18 protein-coding genes and 1 tRNA gene are annotated in these 18,762 nt (G+C 41.1%); 13 read left to right on the top strand and 6 right to left on the bottom strand.

Features of this window, described 5'->3' with window-relative positions; all coding sequences use genetic code 11:
* Positions 1 to 44 precede the first annotated feature (44 nt).
* Positions 45 to 1,343: a phosphopyruvate hydratase gene (gene eno, locus AN390_RS02540; protein ID WP_029771921.1), complete on the top strand. Its 1,299-nt coding sequence runs from the start codon at positions 45 to 47 to the stop codon at positions 1,341 to 1,343.
* 180 nt (positions 1,344 to 1,523) lie between these two features.
* Here the strand turns inward: eno and mutH are convergent, their stop codons facing one another.
* Positions 1,524 to 2,195, bottom strand: coding sequence for a DNA mismatch repair endonuclease MutH (gene mutH / locus AN390_RS02545; RefSeq protein WP_055252908.1), 672 nt, complete (start codon positions 2,193 to 2,195; stop codon positions 1,524 to 1,526).
* Positions 2,196 to 2,772: 577 nt separating this feature from the next.
* Between mutH and rppH the strand changes: the two genes are divergently transcribed.
* The 12 genes from rppH to AN390_RS02605 all read left to right on the top strand — a co-directional run bounded on the left by rppH (position 2,773) and on the right by AN390_RS02605 (position 13,236).
* Positions 2,773 to 3,291, top strand: coding sequence for an RNA pyrophosphohydrolase (gene rppH, locus AN390_RS02550; protein ID WP_004586239.1), 519 nt, complete (start codon positions 2,773 to 2,775; stop codon positions 3,289 to 3,291).
* 29 nt (positions 3,292 to 3,320) lie between these two features.
* A complete protein-coding gene (ptsP, locus tag AN390_RS02555) occupies positions 3,321 to 5,585 on the top strand; it encodes a phosphoenolpyruvate--protein phosphotransferase (RefSeq protein ID WP_004586240.1) in 2,265 nt (754 codons plus the stop codon).
* A 72-nt stretch (positions 5,586 to 5,657) separates the two neighbouring features.
* The gene (locus tag AN390_RS02560; RefSeq protein WP_055252873.1) at positions 5,658 to 6,467 is read left to right on the top strand and encodes a sulfite exporter TauE/SafE family protein; all 810 of its coding nucleotides are present in this window, start codon (positions 5,658 to 5,660) and stop codon (positions 6,465 to 6,467) included.
* A 10-nt stretch (positions 6,468 to 6,477) separates the two neighbouring features.
* Positions 6,478 to 7,281, top strand: coding sequence for a prolipoprotein diacylglyceryl transferase (gene lgt / locus AN390_RS02565; protein WP_004586242.1), 804 nt, complete (start codon positions 6,478 to 6,480; stop codon positions 7,279 to 7,281).
* 12 nt (positions 7,282 to 7,293) lie between these two features.
* Entirely contained in the window at positions 7,294 to 8,145 is an 852-nt protein-coding gene (locus tag AN390_RS02570) for a thymidylate synthase (RefSeq protein WP_004586243.1), read from the top strand.
* Positions 8,146 to 8,164: 19 nt separating this feature from the next.
* On the top strand, positions 8,165 to 9,043 hold the full coding sequence (gene galU / locus AN390_RS02575; protein WP_055252874.1) for a UTP--glucose-1-phosphate uridylyltransferase GalU: 879 nt from the start codon (positions 8,165 to 8,167) through the stop codon (positions 9,041 to 9,043).
* Between the two features lie 380 nt (positions 9,044 to 9,423).
* Positions 9,424 to 10,122: an SPOR domain-containing protein gene (locus AN390_RS02580; RefSeq protein WP_055252875.1), complete on the top strand. Its 699-nt coding sequence runs from the start codon at positions 9,424 to 9,426 to the stop codon at positions 10,120 to 10,122.
* 211 nt (positions 10,123 to 10,333) lie between these two features.
* Complete coding sequence (locus AN390_RS02585; RefSeq protein WP_055252876.1) at positions 10,334 to 10,912, top strand: SPOR domain-containing protein; 579 nt, start codon at positions 10,334 to 10,336, stop codon at positions 10,910 to 10,912.
* A 159-nt stretch (positions 10,913 to 11,071) separates the two neighbouring features.
* Positions 11,072 to 11,665, top strand: coding sequence for a FlgO family outer membrane protein (locus AN390_RS02590; RefSeq protein ID WP_004586247.1), 594 nt, complete (start codon positions 11,072 to 11,074; stop codon positions 11,663 to 11,665).
* 13 nt (positions 11,666 to 11,678) lie between these two features.
* Positions 11,679 to 12,371 carry a FlgO family outer membrane protein gene (locus tag AN390_RS02595; RefSeq protein WP_004586248.1) on the top strand — a complete coding sequence of 231 codons (693 nt, stop codon included), beginning with the start codon at positions 11,679 to 11,681 and terminating at the stop codon, positions 12,369 to 12,371.
* A gap of 8 nt (positions 12,372 to 12,379) precedes the next feature.
* Positions 12,380 to 13,057, top strand: a complete 678-nt coding sequence (locus AN390_RS02600; RefSeq protein WP_055252877.1) for a FlgO family outer membrane protein — start codon at positions 12,380 to 12,382, stop codon at positions 13,055 to 13,057.
* Positions 13,058 to 13,161: 104 nt separating this feature from the next.
* Positions 13,162 to 13,236, top strand: a tRNA-Arg gene (locus AN390_RS02605).
* A 145-nt stretch (positions 13,237 to 13,381) separates the two neighbouring features.
* On the opposite strand, the gene AN390_RS02610 is transcribed toward AN390_RS02605, so the two are convergent.
* The 5 genes from AN390_RS02610 to AN390_RS02630 all read right to left on the bottom strand — a co-directional run bounded on the left by AN390_RS02610 (position 13,382) and on the right by AN390_RS02630 (position 18,721).
* Complete coding sequence (locus AN390_RS02610) at positions 13,382 to 14,203, bottom strand: hypothetical protein (protein ID WP_236695065.1); 822 nt, start codon at positions 14,201 to 14,203, stop codon at positions 13,382 to 13,384.
* A gap of 196 nt (positions 14,204 to 14,399) precedes the next feature.
* Positions 14,400 to 14,744, bottom strand: a complete 345-nt coding sequence (locus AN390_RS02615) for a hypothetical protein (RefSeq protein WP_055252879.1) — start codon at positions 14,742 to 14,744, stop codon at positions 14,400 to 14,402.
* Between the two features lie 466 nt (positions 14,745 to 15,210).
* Positions 15,211 to 16,143, bottom strand: a complete 933-nt coding sequence (locus AN390_RS02620; protein WP_055252880.1) for a hypothetical protein — start codon at positions 16,141 to 16,143, stop codon at positions 15,211 to 15,213.
* A 318-nt stretch (positions 16,144 to 16,461) separates the two neighbouring features.
* On the bottom strand, positions 16,462 to 17,910 hold the full coding sequence (locus AN390_RS02625; protein WP_055252881.1) for a dihydrolipoyl dehydrogenase: 1,449 nt from the start codon (positions 17,908 to 17,910) through the stop codon (positions 16,462 to 16,464).
* An 82-nt stretch (positions 17,911 to 17,992) separates the two neighbouring features.
* Complete coding sequence (locus AN390_RS02630; RefSeq protein WP_055252882.1) at positions 17,993 to 18,721, bottom strand: glutathione peroxidase; 729 nt, start codon at positions 18,719 to 18,721, stop codon at positions 17,993 to 17,995.
* Positions 18,722 to 18,762 lie beyond the last annotated feature (41 nt).

The following is an 18,762-nucleotide window of genomic DNA, read 5'->3' on the forward strand; positions in this document are numbered from 1 at the left end:
AAAGTTAGCTGAACTCACCATTTTGGGAATATAGAGGAATCAAGATGTCAGAAATCGTAAAAGTAATTGGTCGCGAAATTATGGACTCGCGTGGTAACCCTACTGTTGAAGCTGATGTATATTTAGCTGATGGTTCTTGGGGCCGCGCTGCCGCTCCTTCAGGTGCATCAACAGGTACTCGCGAAGCACTAGAGCTACGTGATGGTGACAAAGCCCGTTACTTAGGTAAAGGCGTATTAAACGCAGTTGGTTTTATTAACAACGAAATTGCGGATGCGCTAAAAGGCCAAAATGCATTAGAACAAAGTGCTGTAGATAAAGTAATGCTAGATTTAGATGGCACCGAAAATAAAGAAAAACTAGGTGCAAATGCTATCTTAGCGGTATCACTAGCAACTGCAAAAGCCGCTGCACAATTTAAAAAAGTTGAGCTTTACGAGCACATCGCAGACTTAAACGGTACACCAGGTGTTTACTCAATGCCGTTACCTATGATGAACATCATCAACGGTGGTGAACACGCAGATAACTCTGTAGATATTCAAGAATTTATGATCCAACCAGTTGGCGCTGAAAACTTCCGCGAAGGCCTACGTATGGGCGCTGAAGTATTCCACAGCCTTGCTAAAGTATTAAAAGCAGACGGCCACTCTACAGCAGTAGGTGATGAAGGTGGTTTTGCACCAAACCTTGCATCTAACGAAGCGGCACTTGCAGCTATTAAAACAGCTGTAGCAAACGCAGGTTACGAGCTAGGTAAAGATATTACACTGGCTATGGACTGTGCAGCCTCTGAGTTTTACGACAAAGAAGCAAACATTTACGATCTGAAAGGTGAAGGCAAAAAGTTCACTTCAGAAGAGTTTAACTACTTCTTAAAAGATCTAACTGAGCAATACCCAATTGTATCTATTGAAGATGGCTTAGATGAGTCAGATTGGGATGGCTTTGCACACCAAACTAAATTAATGGGCGATAAAATCCAATTAGTAGGCGATGATTTATTCGTAACTAACACAAAGATTTTAAAACGCGGTATTGATAACGGTATTGCTAACTCAATCCTAATTAAATTTAACCAAATTGGTTCACTAACTGAAACGTTAGCAGCAATCAAAATGGCTAAAGATGCAGGCTTTACAGTTGTTATTTCGCACCGTTCTGGCGAAACAGAAGATGCAACTATTGCTGATTTAGCGGTAGGTACTGCTGCAGGCCAAATTAAAACAGGTTCATTGAGCCGTTCTGACCGTGTTGCTAAGTACAACCAACTTCTTCGCATTGAAGAAGCGCTAGGTTCTAAAGCACCTTACAACGGTCTTAAAGAAGTTAAAGGTCAGTAATTCTATTCTATATAGAATCTTATTTTTAATTTTAGATGATAAAATCCTCGCTAATGCGGGGATTTTTTATGCCTGATAATTTATCAAAGAGATGAGAATGCTTTGTAGGCGTTAAGCTTGCTAACGCGCGCACGCAGTGCGAAAAAGGATTTGCTTAACTCATAATATTTTCTGTACAGCTCAGAGCTGAAACTGCTGCTTTAAAATAGCCCCTGTAAAACTGGTTTTTAAATAAAAACCACGCGGTAAGGTTTTTATTGTTTGCCCATTTGGGCCAATAGCATCGGTAACCACTTTGCTATTAGCGGCTTTTGGCCTAATTTGAATGGCATCCCCTAAATGGCCTGATATTTCATCAACTCGCCCAAGCGCTATTAACTCCATTTGCTCTTCCCAATCACGTTGTAGCAATGCATCTTGCTCAGGCGTAGGCTGCCATAAAAAACCACTGCCTATGGTTCTATCAAAAGGCGCAATATCGCGCTCACTCAATATAGGCAGCCATAAAACATGATTGAGTTTTTTACGCACAGCGCTTGTATGCCACGTCATGCCGGTTACGTTTATAAGGGGGGTAACCGACACAAAAGTGGTTTCTAAGGGTTTTCCTTTATACGAAATAGGCAGTGTTTTTAATTCAACGCCTAAATCTTCAAAGTCGGGGAGGGGTTTTGAGCCTGCAGTAGCGCCTAACACGTATTCAATAAGTTGCCCGGTCCAGCCTTTTTCACGTAATAGGTCGTCAGGGGTTTTAAAGCTGTATTGAGAGGCTAATTGCCCTAATGTTAAACCGGCAATAGCGTTTACGCGTTGCATTAAGTCATTAATTGAATGGGGTTTTGTTGGTCGCATGCTACTCATTTATCTTGAATAATTAACAGCGCCATGATAGCAAAACCCCTGTAAGGTGGATATCTTTGCTTTTGGTTGTTTTTTATACGTACTGTGTTTGGCGTAATTTTGCTCACCCCAAAAAGTCACAGTTTAACTGTAAGTGACTGACTAGCTTTAATATTTTCAATTAACTCATTCAGCTTTAATTAAGTTAGCAAATTCTATATGGGATAAATACAACTATATAAACATGTTTATCCACAGAATCTGTGGAGAAAGCGAGTTTTTAGATCTGCTATTGTGGACTTGTTTGCAAAATAGCCTTGTTTATCAAAAGTTATACACAAGCTGTGAGTAAATAGCACGAAACATAATAATCAAGGCATAGCTTAGCTTTTTTTGCTAAAAGTTGCGTCAATTAAGGGTTATTTTATCCTTGTAATTACTCAGTGCTCATTTAAGGTTAAGTCGTTATGCACAGCGTAAATAGTAAACGTGCGATTAGGGCGTGATGACTTTGGGGATAATAGTGTTTGCCGAATTGCAGCTAATGTGGAACAATCATTAAAAATCGACTTACAAATGAGGCACTAAGGTGATTGATGCCGAAGGTTTTCGTGCCAATGTCGGAATTGTAATTTGCAATAATCAGGGGCAGGTTTTTTGGGCTAGACGTTACGGTCAACATTCTTGGCAATTTCCCCAAGGCGGTGTTGATGACGGAGAAACACCCGAACAAACCATGTACCGTGAATTACACGAAGAAGTAGGTTTGCGACCAGAAGATGTAGAAATAGTTGCAAGCTCAAAACATTGGTTACGCTATAAATTACCCAAGCGATTAATTCGCCGCGACTCTAGTCCGGTGTGTATTGGGCAAAAACAAAAATGGTTTTTATTAAAACTGCGTTGCAAAGATGAAGATGTAAACTTGCTTAAAACACATCATCCCGAGTTTGATGATTGGCGCTGGGTGAGTTATTGGTACCCAGTAAGGCAAGTGGTATCGTTTAAACGCGATGTATACAGACGGGTGATGAAAGAGTTTGCACCGTTTGCAATGCCTTTTAATAAAAGAGAACATCATAAAGAACAGTGGCGACACAAAAGGTAGTAGCATAATTATAAAATAAGGAGCAGGTAATGCTGGCAACACTTAGAACTATTGCTGAGTCTGTTTCGCAACAAGCGAATTTAGACAGTGCCTTAGTGTGCTTTGTGAAAATGGTTAAAGAGGCCATGAAAACCCAGTGCTGCTCTATTTATTTTGCCGACTACAGCCAAGATAACTTTGTACTTATGGCAACCGAAGGCCTTAACCCCGACGCCGTAGGTAAGTTTAGAATTGGTTTTACCGAAGGGCTTGTAGGTTTAGTGGCCCAGCGTGAAGAGCCTATTAATATTGCTTTTGCAAAATCTCATCCGCGTTTTAAGCTCTCCCCCGAAGTAAACGAAGAAGGTTACAATGCCTTTTTGTCTGTACCTGTGGTGCATCAAAAAAAGGTATTGGGCGTTATTGTTGTACAACAAAAAATGGCGCGGGTTTTTAGCCAAGACGAAGAGTCGTTTTTAATTACCCTTTCAGCGCAGCTAGCCTCGCAACTTGCGCATGCTGAAATAAAAGAGCTTTTACGCCAAGACGAATCATCACACCAAACCTCAGTGCTCAAAGGGGTCTCGAGTGCCCCAGGTATTGGGATTGGCCAAGCCTTTGTGGTACTGCCCAAGCTTGATTTTAAATCTATAGAGCTAAAAAAAGATCCCGATAGCGCCGAGCAGCGCCGTTTGTTTACACAAGCCGTTGCTGCCACCCGCAAAGAATTTAATACCCTGTCTATGACCTTGAGTGACTCAATCCCACGTGAAGCACTCGCGGTATTTGATGTATACCAACAATTACTTGATGCGAAAAGTTTAGGCCACAACGTTGAGGTACAGTTACAAGAGGGTTGGTGTGCAAAAAGCGCCTTAAAAATTGTTATTGAGCGGCTTATTTCGCAGTTTAATGCCATGCAAGACCCCTACATTAAAGAGCGCGCAGTTGATGTAAAAGACATAGGTTTAAGGGTATTACACCACCTTGTAAACACAGAGCACGCAGTAAAAGATTACCCACCCAATACCATATTAATTGCGAATACCTTGACGCCCGCCATGCTGGCTGAAGTACCCAACGGGCATTTAGCCGGTGTAGTGAGTGTGAATGGCTCAGCCAATAGCCATGCCTCTATATTAACCCGAGCGATGGGAATACCGGCTATTTGGGGTATTGAAGATTTACCCTTATTGCAATTTGATGCTAAACCAATGATTTTAGATGCCTTTGCTGGGCGTTTATATATTTCTCCTTCGCAAGTGTTACTCGATGAATACGCACAGTTAAAGCACCAAGATAAACTACTCAATAATCGCTTTTTAGCAGAGCAAAGTGCACAGTCGGTTACCTTAGATGGTGAGCAAATAAATTTAATGCTAAATGCAGGGCTTGAGCTTAATACCGAGCAAAGCAGTGCGCATATTTGCGATGGGGTAGGGCTTTATCGTACCGAAGCATGGTTTATGCAAAAGGGGCAATTTCCATCGCAAGCTGAGCAAGAAAACTGGTATAGGGAGGTGCTAAAAAGTTACCACCCAGCGCCAGTGGTTATGCGAACCCTAGATATTGGTGGCGACAAGGTTTTAGATTACTTTAATATCACCGAAGAAAATCCCTTTTTAGGGTGGCGCGGCATACGCATAAGCCTTGACCATCCAGAGCTGTTTTTAGATCAGCTCAAAGCTATGTTAAAAGCAAACATGGGCTTAGGTAATTTAAAAATAATGCTGCCTATGATCAGCGGTACAGAAGAGGTAGACGAAGCGCTCGCGTTATTTGAACAAGCTTACTTTGAACTGGCAGAAAAACACCCAGAGCAAAACTTGGAGCGCCCAGAAGTGGGCATTATGCTTGAAGTACCCTCAAGTATATTTATGCTCGACGAGTGGGCTAAAAAAGTAGATTTTTGCTCAGTAGGCAGTAACGATTTAACGCAATACTTACTTGCTGTCGATAGAGCAAATGCGCGCGTGGCTCAGTTATTTAACCCATACCACCCCGGTGTGTTAAGGGTATTAAATAAAGTAGCGAATGAATGTAATAAACACCGTTTACCCTTTAGTTTATGTGGCGAGCTAGGCGGCGAGCCAGAGGGCGCTATTTTACTCATTGCCATGGGCTATAGGCATTTAAGTATGAACATGTCGTCGTTAACTAAAGTAAAGTGGATTTTAAGGCGCTTAAATATTAACGATATGCAGCAATTACTCGCAGAGTGTTTAGTGCAATCGAACGCTAAACAGGTACTGCGCTTAACGCGCAATTTTATGATTGAACACCAATTAGGCGATCTATTCTATACCGCCAAATAATGCAGCGCTTAAAGATGCTATTAACTTTATAATCCTTTAATATAGGCGCACGAAAAGGTATTTGAGAACACTATGTATGACTTAGCTTTACTCGTGTCCAGTTGTGCGCTACTTGGCTGTGTAGTTGGCTTTTTAGCTGGGCTATTAGGGATAGGCGGCGGTTTAATTATTGTGCCTGTTTTAAGTAGCTTATTACTGATGTTTGACGTTACTTCACCTGAACACGTATTAGTTATTTCTATTGCAACATCGCTTGCCTCTATTTTATTCACTTCTACTTCTTCAGTCTTGGCTCATCATAAAAATGATAATGTGCCGTGGCAAATTGCACCGTGGGTTATGTCGGGTGTAGGCTTAGGCGCGTTAATAAGTGGCTTTGCCGCAAGTTTAATACCCGAACAAGCATTACGCAGCGTGTTTGCAATAAGTGTTGTATTTATTGCAGGCAGAATGGTGTTGGCATCACGTAGTAAATCGCTTAAAGAAAAACCGCTACCAAAAGGGATTATTTTAGGGAGCATTTCTGCTCTTATGGGCGCGCTTTCTGGTTTAATAGGTATTGGTGGCGGCGCACTTATTGCCCCTATGCTTAATTACTTTTCAGTTGATATGAAAAAAGCGATAGGCTGTGCATCAGCGAGCGGCATTGTTATCGCACTATTTGGCTCTATTGGTTATATAAGCGCAGGCTGGCAGGTAACCGATTTAGCCCATGGGTTCGCAGGGTTTGTATACTTACCTGCATTATTTGGTATTGTAATAACATCGTGGTTTGTGGCGCCCTTAGGGGCTAAAGCAACTCATTATTTACCTGTTAATATAATAAAGAAAATTTTCGCGGTGTTGCTTGTGCTCATCGCACTTAAAATGGTTTTTAGCTAAAGGTTTATTTATGGCACTTGAGTTTCCTCAAATCGATCCAATAATTTTTTCTGTTGGACCGCTAAGCGTACGTTGGTACGGTTTAATGTATTTAATTGGTTTTGCATTTGCGATGTGGTTTGCTAATCGTCAAGCCGAAAAACCAAACTCTGGCTGGACTAAAGAGCAAGTTAGCGACTTGCTTTTTTACGGCATGCTAGGGGTTATTTTAGGCGGCAGAATTGGCTATGTATTGTTTTATCAGTTTAGCTACTTTTTAGAAAATCCATTATATTTATTTAGAATTGACCAAGGCGGTATGTCGTTCCACGGCGGAACATTAGGGGTTATTACCGCTATTATACTATTTGCCAAAACCCGCAAAAAATCACTATTCGCAGTGGGAGATTTTGTGGTGCCGCTGGTTCCGGTGGGCTTATTAGCAGGGCGTATTGGTAACTTTATAAATGGCGAGTTATGGGGCCGTGTAAGCGATGTGCCATGGGCAATGGTATTTCCAACGGGTGGGCCGCTTGCGCGTCACCCATCGCAGTTATACGAAGCCTTTTTTGAAGGGCTAGTCCTGTTTTTAATTTTATTATGGTTTATTAAAAAGCCTCGCCCTGCAGGCAGTGTAGCCGGTGTGTTTTTATTAGGGTACGGCGTATTTAGATTTTGTATTGAATATTTCCGCCAACCAGATGCGCAGCTTGGTCTATTTGCCGATTTTATCTCAATGGGTCAAATACTCTCGTTACCTATGATAATTGGTGGCCTAGGGCTATTAATTTGGGCGTACAAAAAACCGCAACCTGTAACCGCAGCAAAGGCATAGTAAGAACAGATCATGAAACAATATTTAAAATTATGTCAGCGCATCGTTGACGAAGGTGTATGGGTAGAAAACAAACGCACAGGCACGCGTTGCTTAACCGTTATTAATGCCGACTTAGAATACGATGTAGGTAATAATAAATTTCCTATGATCACCACTCGTAAAAGTTACTACAAAGCCGCTATAGCAGAGCTTTTAGGTTATTTACGAGGGTACGATAGCGCAGCGCAATTTCGCGATATAGGCTGTAAAACTTGGGATGCAAACGCAAACGACAATAACGCATGGCTAAATAACCCTAACCGCAAAGGCGAGGACGACATGGGCCGCGTTTATGGCGTGCAAGGGCGCAATTGGCAACGCCCAGATGGCTCAACGCTCGATCAGCTTGCTAAAGTAATAAATAACTTAAAAAACGGGATTGATGACAGAGGTGAAATAATTACCTTTTATAATCCAGGTGAGTTTGAGCTTGGTTGCTTGCGCCCATGTATGCACACGCATACGTTTTCGCTGCTTGGCGACACGCTGTATTTAACATCGTATCAGCGCAGTTGCGATGTGCCGCTGGGCCTTAATTTTAATCAAATTCAGTGCTTTGTATTACTGGCATTGGTAGCGCAAATTACCGGCCATAAAGCAGGTAAGGCGTATCATAAAATTGCTAACGCGCATATTTACGAAAACCAGTTACCGTTAATGCGCGATGTGCAGTTAACACGTGAGCCATTTGACTCACCGCAATTAAATATTAACCCAAACATAAAATCACTAGAAGATATAGAAACATGGGTAACACGAGACGATTTTGAAGTAGTAGGCTATCAATGCCACGAACCAATCCAATATCCGTTTTCAGTATAATAAGATTAAGGAGAACAAGATGAAAGCAGTGATCCCCGTAGCAGGCCTTGGAACGCGTATGTTACCTGCCACAAAAGCTATCCCTAAAGAGATGCTCCCTGTGGTAGACCGCCCGCTTATTCAATATGTAGTAAATGAAGCGGTAGCAGCAGGCGTTAAAGAGATTGTACTTGTAACGCACTCAAGTAAAAACTCTATCGAAAACCATTTTGATACCAGCTTTGAACTAGAAGCCACGCTTGAAAAACGCGTAAAGCGGCAATTACTTGCCGAAGTACAGGCAATTTGCCCTAAAGATGTGACCATTATTCACGTACGCCAAGGCGAAGCCAAAGGCTTAGGCCACGCAATTAACTGTGCAGCGCCAATTATTGGCAACGAACCTTTTGTGGTTATTTTGCCAGATGTAATTGTTGATGACGTAGAGAGCGACCTTAAAAAAGACAACCTAGCAGAGATGATCGCCCGTTTTGAAGAAACTAAGCACAGCCAAATTATGGTTGAGCCAGTATCAATGGACGAAGTAGACAAATTTGGTGTTGTTGATTTAGGTGACGTAGAGCTTCACCAAGGTGAAAGCTCGCCAATTATAAACATGGTAGAAAAACCGCCAGTAGATGAAGCACCTTCAAACCTATCTGTAGTAGGGCGTTATGTATTGAGCGAAAACATTTGGCCACTTCTTGCTAAAACGCCGCAAGGGGCTGGCAACGAAATTCAACTTACAGATGCAATTGCCATGCTAATGCAGCAAGAAAAAGTAGACGCGTACGCAATGAAAGGCCGCAGCCACGATTGTGGTAGTAAAATAGGCTACTTAAAAGCAACGATAGAGTTTGCTCTGCGCCGCGACGAGTTTGCAGATGATTTAAAAACATTTATTAAATCGTTAATTTAGGTTTTATTAAATTACCCACCAAGGCGCCTGTTTAGGCGCCTTTTTTAGTGCTAAATTATTAATACAAAAATAGGTATGGGTTTACTTAATTTTAACGCCGCCAGTAATAAAGATGGTCTACGCTTAATTATGTTCTGAATTTGACTTGCGTTATATAGCAACATAACGTAATTTATATTGTAAAGTTTATGTTAATTGGCATCAAAGTTGTATTAAAAGCCAAACTCACGGAAGGGTCATGTTAATTTTATCTAAGCAGGTAAATTAGCGTGCGGGAGCAAAAATCGCTCATTGTTTAAATTGCTAAGTTAAACGCTTTCTTGTGAGAATGTTTAACTGAAATGTAAGTGCACAGGCACTGCTTTCAGGATAACGGGTACATGCTTAAATTAAAAAAATACTATAAACACTTTTTTGTATGCCTTTTTACGCTTACGTTTGGCACGGCGTGCTCTATTACGCCTACCGCTAAACCTGCTGTTGATAATGAAATACCTAACACCACGCCCGATTACGTATCGATAACTGCACTAGAGCTTGCGCAATTAAAAGATGCCGCAATGCAATGGCAGCAAGCACGCGCCGGTATAGAGCGTATTTTAAAGCTTGAAAAAGAAATTACTTACCTGGTTAATCATATAGATATAATAAACTCTAAAGCTATTGCACAATCTAATGCAAGCCCTGCCTACAGTAGCCGTTACACTCGCACGCCTTCACGTACAACCATCAACAAGCCGCGTCGTCAGCAAACTTACAAAGCTGCTAACAATAACCAAAAGCAAACTATAAAGCTTAATACCCCTAAACATGTATTTGCATTACAAGTTGCCTCGGTTGATTCTAAGCAGGATGTAGCCAAAGCTTGGCAAGAACTAAATACCAAAGCAGCGCCACTATTTAGAGATAAAATATTAACCAACGTAGAAACCGCAAAAATAAATGATAAAACCTTTTATCGCTTAAAGCTTGGCTCTTATAAAAACCTTAAAAATGCCAAAGCCGACTGTGAAGTATTTAAAATGTATAAGCTCGACTGCATTGTAAGTAACTACACCGATAAGCCAATTAAACTTTAATAGTGATACTAACCCGCAATAATAAATAATTATTTTACGGGGCTAATCGTGTTGCGTTCTGCGTTAATAAATCTCGTTTAGAGCAACTAAATAGCGAATTTTTTTACCTAGCTATCAATACGTTTTACTATCCTCATAATAGATTACTTAATTAAGCTAATTGGTATAAAAGCGTAATAGGTCCTAGCACGCGTGACTTGCTAAGCGTTGATTGGCTGTTAAAATAGCGCCCACTCTTACCCATATTAACAACATACTTATGCTGCACTACAAGGATTTTTTAGCCACATTAGTTTTAGGCTTTGCATTAGCAAACAGTGCTCACGCACTCGCAACGGCCCAAAAGCAGGCGGTGCTCATTAAAAAAGATGATTTAGCCGTACTCAAAGAGTCAGCGCAGCAGTGGCAACAAACCAAGCCTCAACTAGAAAGACTGTTAAAGCTAGAAAGTGAATTACAGCGCACAGTAGATAAATTAAAACAACTTAACGCGCAGCCAAAACCGCAGCAAACTAACCACTTAGCTGTTGTGAATACAAATGCGCTGTTTGCTGTGCAAGTGGGGGCGTATAAAAATAAAGCGGTACTTGAAGCTGCTATAAAGCAATTTCAATCACCCTCAAATAAGCTTGAAGTAAATACCGAGCAAGTACTGATTGACCAGCACACCTTTTATAGATTAAAGCTTGGTGCGTTTAAAACAAAAGAAGCAGCAAAGGATGCATGTAAGTCATTAATAAACAATAATACTTGCTTTGTAACCTACTACGTCAAAACGCCTCAAAGTTAATTAACCTGAACTCTGGTTAAGAGCCTTACTAGCATATTGAACTATCTTGATACTTAAATTTATTATCTCTGGCTAGAGATAGGTTTATTATCCAGAGTTTAGGTTAATTAGGCATAATAATTGCTTTATCCTCGGTATGTTTTAAAGAGGACGGCAACTATGCGCCTTTTATTGCCTTTAGTATTGTTAAATTTAACTGCTTGCAACTTGGTTCCGCCCCCAGAGCCGAGTGTGCCTACTGACGCGCCAAAAGCAGCAATGGCACCCTATACCGTTAACGAGTATGTAGCAAATCTAACCTCGCAGCTTAACCATGTAAATGGCGCTTTAAATGCCAATGCGCGCATTGGTGTGAGTAGCTTTTTTTATGCAGATGCTTTAGATACTAAGCTAGTAGCAGGGCAGGCCTCGGGTTTGAGCTTACAAATTCAAGAAAGCTTATTAACGCAATTTACCCAGCTTGGCTATCATACCGTTGAGTACCGCCTAGGTAATAACCTTATATTAGCGCAAAACGCAGACAGCATATTAAGCCGCGACTTAAGTAAATTACGCAATCGCCAAAATATTGACTTAGTCATCACCGGCACTGTAACGCGCCAACAGCATGCTTACATAGTTAATGCACGACTCGTTAATATTGAAAACAAGCAAGTACTGTCGGCAGGCAGCACAGAGATCCCTATAAATGTAATGTGGGGAAACGAAAAAATTCAGCAGCGTGACGGCTCTTTGTACCGCAGCGAATATTAATCAGGAGCACACCATGAGAAACCTATTAATTACCCTATGTTTGCCATTAGGCTTTGGCTGTTCGCAAATGTTAAATTCGCTACATTCAGAGCCAGAGCAGGTTGAGCAAGACAATGCAGCCCAGCTTGTTTCAGAGCAACGTGCGGTAAAAGCACCTGCACCAAATGAAGCGTTATTTCAGTCTAATTTAAACAAGCAAAGTAACTACACCAAAAGTGCCCCTGCAAAACGCAAAAATATAAACCATTATGTGCGCGGTATAATGCAAGACATGGTCGAAAACCTGCAATACGTAAACGACAAAACGCCACTTGCCGTTTCTAGCTTTGTATTTTTAGATGATGACTACAGCGATGGAAGCCTGTTAGGTAACCAAATAGCCGAAAGCTTTATGCACGAACTGCATAGTTTTGGAGTACCGGTTATCGATTTTAAAACCACCGATTATATGCGAGTAACCCCGGCAGGCGACTTTGTATTTAGCCGCGACTACCTAGAGCTAAACCAAGATCAAAACTTTAATTACGTTTTAGCAGGAACACTTGTGAGCCACCAAGGTGGCGTACTGGTAAATGCACGAATAGTGGGCATTAAAAGTAAAGCGGTAGTGGGCAGTGCGCAAGGGTTTATCCCTCAATCAGTGGTTGATGCGCTAAACAGTAGCTATCGCACAGACGGAATTATGCTTAAACAAGCCAGCGAGTGAGGTTGACCATGTTTTACAAACTATCTGCTATAGCGGGGCTAACGGCAACGTTAGCATTAACTGGCTGTTCAATAACGCAAAATAATGAGCATAACGAAAGCATAAACACGCGCTCAGACTACACCGTGGTAACGCAAAGTAGCCAACCAACGCCTTTGTATGCCAACCAATCTGTGCAGCAGCAAAGTGAGTACGACACAGCAAGGCAGTTTACACCGCTTAAACACCACAAAACGCTGGCAAACTATGTAGAGCAAATGGCGCTGGATTTAGTCGATACGCTTGAAGCCGAAGCGCCCGATAACAACAGCATCAACATAGCGGTTACCACCATTGTAGATTTAGACGCATCGCTTAATAAAAGTAATCAGTTGGGTAATCAATTAGCAGAGACGTTTATTCATCAGCTGCAAAAATTTGGCTACGGCGTGGTAGATTTTAAAACCATGGACAACATTGATGTATCAAACAGAGGCGACTTCGTGTTATCTCGCGATATAGAAAAGCTAAGCGAAAGCAGCATGGCTAACTATGTATTAGCAGGTACGTTAATTTACCGCCCAAATGGCGTAGCAGTAAATACCCGCGTTATAAATGTTCACAGCAAACATATTGTAGCAAGCAGCCGTAAACTCATACCGCTGTACGTGTTAAACAAAGAAGATATATATTTATCAAGCAATTAAGTTAATTTTAGCTTGATATGAAAAACAAGATGCCGTTATAATTTTTGTAAGCTGTAAGCTGTAAGCTGTAAGCTGTAAGCTGTAAGCTGCTGTAAGCTCGATGCGGCCTCTTAGTTAAATGGATATAACGGCCCCCTCCTAAGGGGCAGTTGCAGGTTCGATTCCTGCAGGGGCTACCAACCAAAAACCTAATGCAATATTAGTAACTCTTTTGTGCCTGCGTAGGTCGGATAAGCGAAGCGCCATCCGACACAGTAAAATACCTTACCAATTATTATCAATATTTTATGTTGCCGAGTGGCTGGGTAGTGCCAATAACAGCCATTAGTTAGTCTGATAGTAAAAACTGCTATCAGAAACTTTTTGAACAATATCGAATTCCAAACCTATATGGCTATAATCACCAGAAGTTGGAATAGTTGATTTATGGTTAATTACGATTCCCCAATGGTTATCGCTTATACCTCCAAAGATTATGTTGAGACTCTCTTCGTTTACTCTCGTGATTGCAGCAACATTATACTTAGCCATCACCTCTCTCAGAGCCTTAGTAACTTCAGATAATGCCAACATTTTGGGAGCTTTTTCAGGCTTGGATAGCCTATAGTCACCTGACGGGATAAATCCTGCTTGTTTGGATGGGTAGTAGGTAATAAGCTGCGTTGGACTATAAAACGTGTTATTTATGCGAAAAACATGTGGTGCCGTTTGCTGGACAATATAAAGATTTGTATTTTGTCTCAACATTTCAACTTCACTCTTTGAATCCACTAAAAACTGCTTTATCAGCTCAATTCGTTCTTTTTTACATTTTTGCTCCTTGCATATTGAGATGCTTGGCAAATTAGAAAGTTGCTTCTTATTAATATTCAGGAACCTACTTCCTAATACCCCAAAATTAAAATTTGCAAAGGCTTGCTTGTCATTATTATTTACGAAATTCGTTGGGCGAACATCCAACAGACTAAATGGAAAGAATGAAGGAAGGTATGCTAGCTGTTTATCCGTTTGAGGAAGCATCTTGTCCGCATGTTTAAGCAGCTCTCTGTACTCGCTATCAATGTCTTCGTTGAAATAGGATGGCATATTTCCATAAGCAGACGTCGCAATGATTAAACTGCAACACAATAAAAAAGTTCTCATCATTTGTTATTTCAAATCCCTATAAAATAAAGAGTCATTATAATGGTATAGCATAATATTATTTAACAATGAAGATTAGCTCAATGTCCGTAATTCGCTCTTTGTCGAAGTTCGGCCCAGTGCCATTTCCGGACGTTCGTAACAACTCGTTAGAAGCCAACTGTTTTTGTCCTTTTAAACGACTTCTTAGCAGTTGACTTTACCTAGGTTCGCCTGCCTTTATTAACGTGTACCGCTCATCTGTCCATGAGAATTCCGATAGAGCAAGAAAAACAGCATTGTACTTTTTTAATTTTTCAACAGATTCTAATGAAAAACAGCCTCCAACAACTATTAAAGTATCTTGGCTCGGCTCTCCAAACTTTTTTAATGCTTTTTCTGTAAGGTTACTTTTTATCACATCTTTTCTATCATGTGGAAAAGTAATCAAAGTACATTTTTCAGAAAACTGAGATTCACAAGCTGCCGCTAAGCTCTTGTACTCAGTTGGTACACGATCTTTAATAATATGTGCTTCAATGCTTCTAATTATGCGAAATTTCATATCGACTGCTAACGCCCGCATAAACTGCGGAACATGTTGGACGCTTTTTTGCGTCATTTTCTTTTAAGAAAAAAATCGGACAATGTGGGGCGTCAGATTTAATGCGCTGTTAAACTTATAATCGGGTTTGCTCATCTTTCGCTGTTAGTTTCTCAGAATGCTTGATCATTTCTGTGGGAAGTCCAGTGGTGCAGTACAAAAGCCTAACAAACAGAAATCCACATACTTTGCCTAATTTGACAGTAACGTATTAGACCATCAGATCTAACACGTTTCTGTCTAACAACGAGTTTACCCGATCGTCCGCTTATAGCTCAAAGCCGCTCTTAAAAAATCTAAGATACCAATAACTACTGAGTTGAAGTGTTAGTAAAACAGTAATTAGTATAACTACGTATAAAAAAGCGAGTAAATATAAATCTACTCGCTTTATAATTTCGACAGCTTACAGCTTACAGCTTACAGCTCAACCATCACTCGTAATCGTATCAATCAGCTCATCAAGCACTGCTTCGGCTTTGCTGGTTTCTACTTGGCAGGTACCGGCGTTTAAGTGGCCGCCACCGCCGTGTTTAAGGCATAACTCGCCCACATTGGTGTTTGAGCTGCGGTTGGTGATTGATTTACCTATGGCAAATACTACGTTTTGTTTTTTAAGGCCCCACATTTTGTGAATTGATATATTGCAGTCGGGGTACATGGCGTAAATAACAAAGCGGTTGGTGGCGTAAATAGTTTCCTCTTGAGTTAAATCTAGCACCACGAGGTTTTTATGCACGGTTGCGCATTGTGCTATTTGCTCTTTGGCCTTTTCGTTATGCTCGTTATAAAGCGCAACACGTTCGGCTACGTCTTCCATTTTTAAAATATCTTCAATGCTTTGATCTTTACAGGCATCAATTAGCTTCATCATTAATTGGTAGTTTGAAATTTTAAACTCGCGGAATCGGCCAAGGCCTGTGCGTGCATCCATGATAAAGTTCATTAATACCCAGTCTGTTGGGTTGAGTATTTCGTCTTTTGAAAACTGCGCTGCATCGCCTTTATCTACGGCTTCCATCATGTCTGTGCTGATGTTTGGAAATTTTTCTGCGCCGCCATAATAATCATAAACAACGCGTGCAGCAGAAGGGGCTTTAGGGTCAATTACGTGGTTTTTAATATCGCTTGCGTTACGTACGGTTTCGCTTAAGTGATGGTCAAATGCAATATGACAGCCAGCAACGTAGGGTAGGTTAGTGGTAATGTCGTTTGCAGTTATGTCTATTTTGCCATCTTGCATGTCTTTTGGGTGTACAAATAAAATGTCATCAATTAGGTCTAAGTCTTTGAGCAGTACGGCACATACTAAGCCGTCGAAATCGCTGCGGGTGACTAGTCTAAATTTATTATTGGGCATAGCTTTTCCATCTTGTTGTGATTGAGTAATCAAATAAGTGTAACAGCTAAAATAATTTTTGAGAGGTTATAGCAATCGAATTAAAAATTTAGTCATTCTGGCGTGCTAAATAAAGCGTAAACGGCGTTATAAATTTTAAAGTAGAGCAGTTGCCTATCGAAAATTATGCCTTTGTATGTACTCTGTTTATCTGTTGCTATAAATACCTCATAATTTAATACAATGGGTATTAGCGTTAAAAAAGCGCATAAAAAAGCCAAAACGACTGTTTTGGCTTTTTGTTAGCAAGTATGTATTTGTTTTATTACTGTATAAAAGTTAAGCGCCTGGTCCGCATTCCATACAGCTGTTAATAATATCTGGGCCAAATTTAAGTCTGGCATTTAAATCGCGTAGGGCAGTGCGTAAACCTTCTTCAATTACTGGGTGGTAAAATGGCATATCCAGCATTTCTGGTACTGTCATTTTGTTTTGCACAGCCCATGCTAATAAATGAGCAAGGTGTTCGGCTTGTGGGCCAATAAATTCTGCACCTAAAAATAAGCCTGTGCCTTGCTCTGCGTAAACGCGCATGTGGCCTTTATTTTTAAGCATTACTCGGCTGCGGCCTTGGTTTTCAAAGCTCACTTCGCCTACTTCAAAGCAACCACATTCACCTAGGCGGTCTGTAATTTGTTTGTAGCTGTCGCCTACCATTGCTATTTGTGGGTCACTAAACACTGCGGCAATTTTTGCGCGGCGAAGGCCAATGCGTACATCGGGGAAGCGCCCAGCATTTTGACCGGCAATGGTGCCTTGATCAGATGCTTCGTGTAGCAGGGGGATCATATTGCTGGCATCGCCCGCTATAAATATATTTGAGTTACCACATTGCATTGTGTGCGGGTCGGCGTGTGGCACACCGCGCTCATCAAGCTCTATGCCGGTATTCTCTAAACCTAGCTTGTCTACGTTGGGTACTCGGCCTGTGGCTGCAAGTACGTAGTCAAATTGCTCGGTGTGTTTAGCACCGTCTTTATCGGTGTAAGTAAGCTGAGCTTTATCGCCAACTTGCATCATGTCAGATACGTTTGAGTCGGTATCTACAAAAAATTCTTCAGCAAAAACAGTGTTTGCATAGTCTTTAATTACTGGGTCGGTAAGTGGGCCAATTGCGCCGCCAACACCAAATAATTTTACGTTTACGCCTAAGCGACTAAGTGCTTGGCCAATTTCTAGGCCTATTACGCCTGGGCCAAATACAGCCACTGACTCTGGTAGGTCGTCCCAGTTAAATACATCGTCGTTTATAATAAGTTTGTCACCAAAGTTATTAAACACGCCTGGGTATGATGGGCGCGAACCGGTGGCAATTACAAAGCGTTTAGCAGTAATAATGATGTCATCGTCAATTTGTACGCGGTTGGCGTCTAAAAACTTAGCGTAGCCACGAATTTTATCTTCATCAGGAATGTCGTCTACGGCTTCTACTACGAATCCTGCAAAGCGATCTCGTTCGCTTTTAACACGTGCCATAACTGCTTTGCCGTCTATTCGTGGCTTTGAGCTATGTACACCAAATGCAGGTGCCATTTCAATTGAATGCGCGGCTTCGGCTGCGGCAATAAGTAATTTACTTGGCATACAACCAACGCGTGCACAGGTAGTACCGTACGGGCCTGATTCAATCATTAAAACGTTAGGGGTGAATTGTTTTGCGTTACGGTATGCGCTTAAGCCTGCAGTACCTGCACCTATAACAACAACATCGGTTTGTAATTCTTTCATAGTGGTATCCTTTATTATTTTCAATCTGTGCGATGAGATTGATATAGAGGGGCGCGTACGCCCCTGCTATTTTTTTACTTAATTAAGCAAAGTATTTTTCTAAATCGTCTGAGCCGCCAATGTGTTGTCCACCAATAAATATTTGTGGAACAGTGTCACGGCCAGAAATTGCTTTAAGGCTTGTTAATGTAGCGCCTGCACCCATAACAACTTCTTCAAATGCGTAGCCTTTTTCTGTTAGTAGCTCTTTTGCTTTTTTACAGAAAGGGCAACCAGGCTTAGTAAATACGGTTACTGGCTCTGGCTTAGTTTGTTTTGGGTTGATGTAGTCAAGCATTGTGTCTGCATCAGAAACTTCAAACGGGTCGCCTGGTAAATCTGGTTCGATGAACATTTTGTCGATAACGCCATCTTTAACTAGCATAGAGTATCTCCAGCTGCGCTTACCAAAGCCTAAATCGTTTTTATCTACTAACATGCCCATGCCGTCAGTAAATTCGCCGTTGCCATCAGGTAATAATGTGATGTTTTGCGCTTCTTGATGCTCTGCCCATGCGTTCATTACAAATGTATCGTTTACTGATACACATACAATTTCATCAACGCCATTTTGCTTAAGTACACCGGCTAACTCGTTGTAGCGTGGTAAGTGAGTTGATGAACAGGTTGGTGTAAATGCGCCCGGTAGTGAAAACACAACAACGGTTCTGCCTGTAAAAATTTCGTCTGTGGTTACTGATTTCCATTCGTCGTTTTGACGTGTTGCAAATGTAACGTTTGGGATTGTTTGACCTTCAATATTCTTTAACATAGTTTGTTCCTCTTGATTTGTTGGAGCCATTATGGCGAGAA

Source organism: Pseudoalteromonas sp. P1-11, assembly GCF_001399995.1.
In the GTDB taxonomy this organism is placed as follows: domain Bacteria; phylum Pseudomonadota; class Gammaproteobacteria; order Enterobacterales; family Alteromonadaceae; genus Pseudoalteromonas; species Pseudoalteromonas atlantica.

Bases quoted from the DNA above. Each gene is read 5' to 3' on its own strand.
- AN390_RS02590 (WP_004586247.1), top strand. From the start codon at position 11,072: ATGCGCCTTTTATTGCCTTTAGTATTGTTAAATTTAACTGCTTGCAAC.
- AN390_RS02560 (WP_055252873.1), top strand. From the start codon at position 5,658: ATGTATGACTTAGCTTTACTCGTGTCCAGTTGTGCGCTACTTGGCTGT.
- AN390_RS02625 (WP_055252881.1), bottom strand. From the start codon at position 17,910: ATGAAAGAATTACAAACCGATGTTGTTGTTATAGGTGCAGGTACTGCA.
- AN390_RS02570 (WP_004586243.1), top strand. From the start codon at position 7,294: ATGAAACAATATTTAAAATTATGTCAGCGCATCGTTGACGAAGGTGTA.
- AN390_RS02630 (WP_055252882.1), bottom strand. From the start codon at position 18,721: ATGTTAAAGAATATTGAAGGTCAAACAATCCCAAACGTTACATTTGCA.
- AN390_RS02600 (WP_055252877.1), top strand. From the start codon at position 12,380: ATGTTTTACAAACTATCTGCTATAGCGGGGCTAACGGCAACGTTAGCA.
- AN390_RS02580 (WP_055252875.1), top strand. From the start codon at position 9,424: ATGCTTAAATTAAAAAAATACTATAAACACTTTTTTGTATGCCTTTTT.
- lgt (WP_004586242.1), top strand. From the start codon at position 6,478: ATGGCACTTGAGTTTCCTCAAATCGATCCAATAATTTTTTCTGTTGGA.
- galU (WP_055252874.1), top strand. From the start codon at position 8,165: ATGAAAGCAGTGATCCCCGTAGCAGGCCTTGGAACGCGTATGTTACCT.
- AN390_RS02620 (WP_055252880.1), bottom strand. From the start codon at position 16,143: ATGCCCAATAATAAATTTAGACTAGTCACCCGCAGCGATTTCGACGGC.
- AN390_RS02610 (WP_236695065.1), bottom strand. From the start codon at position 14,203: ATGATGAGAACTTTTTTATTGTGTTGCAGTTTAATCATTGCGACGTCT.
- ptsP (WP_004586240.1), top strand. From the start codon at position 3,321: ATGCTGGCAACACTTAGAACTATTGCTGAGTCTGTTTCGCAACAAGCG.
- eno (WP_029771921.1), top strand. From the start codon at position 45: ATGTCAGAAATCGTAAAAGTAATTGGTCGCGAAATTATGGACTCGCGT.
- AN390_RS02595 (WP_004586248.1), top strand. From the start codon at position 11,679: ATGAGAAACCTATTAATTACCCTATGTTTGCCATTAGGCTTTGGCTGT.
- AN390_RS02615 (WP_055252879.1), bottom strand. From the start codon at position 14,744: ATGAAATTTCGCATAATTAGAAGCATTGAAGCACATATTATTAAAGAT.
- mutH (WP_055252908.1), bottom strand. From the start codon at position 2,195: ATGCGACCAACAAAACCCCATTCAATTAATGACTTAATGCAACGCGTA.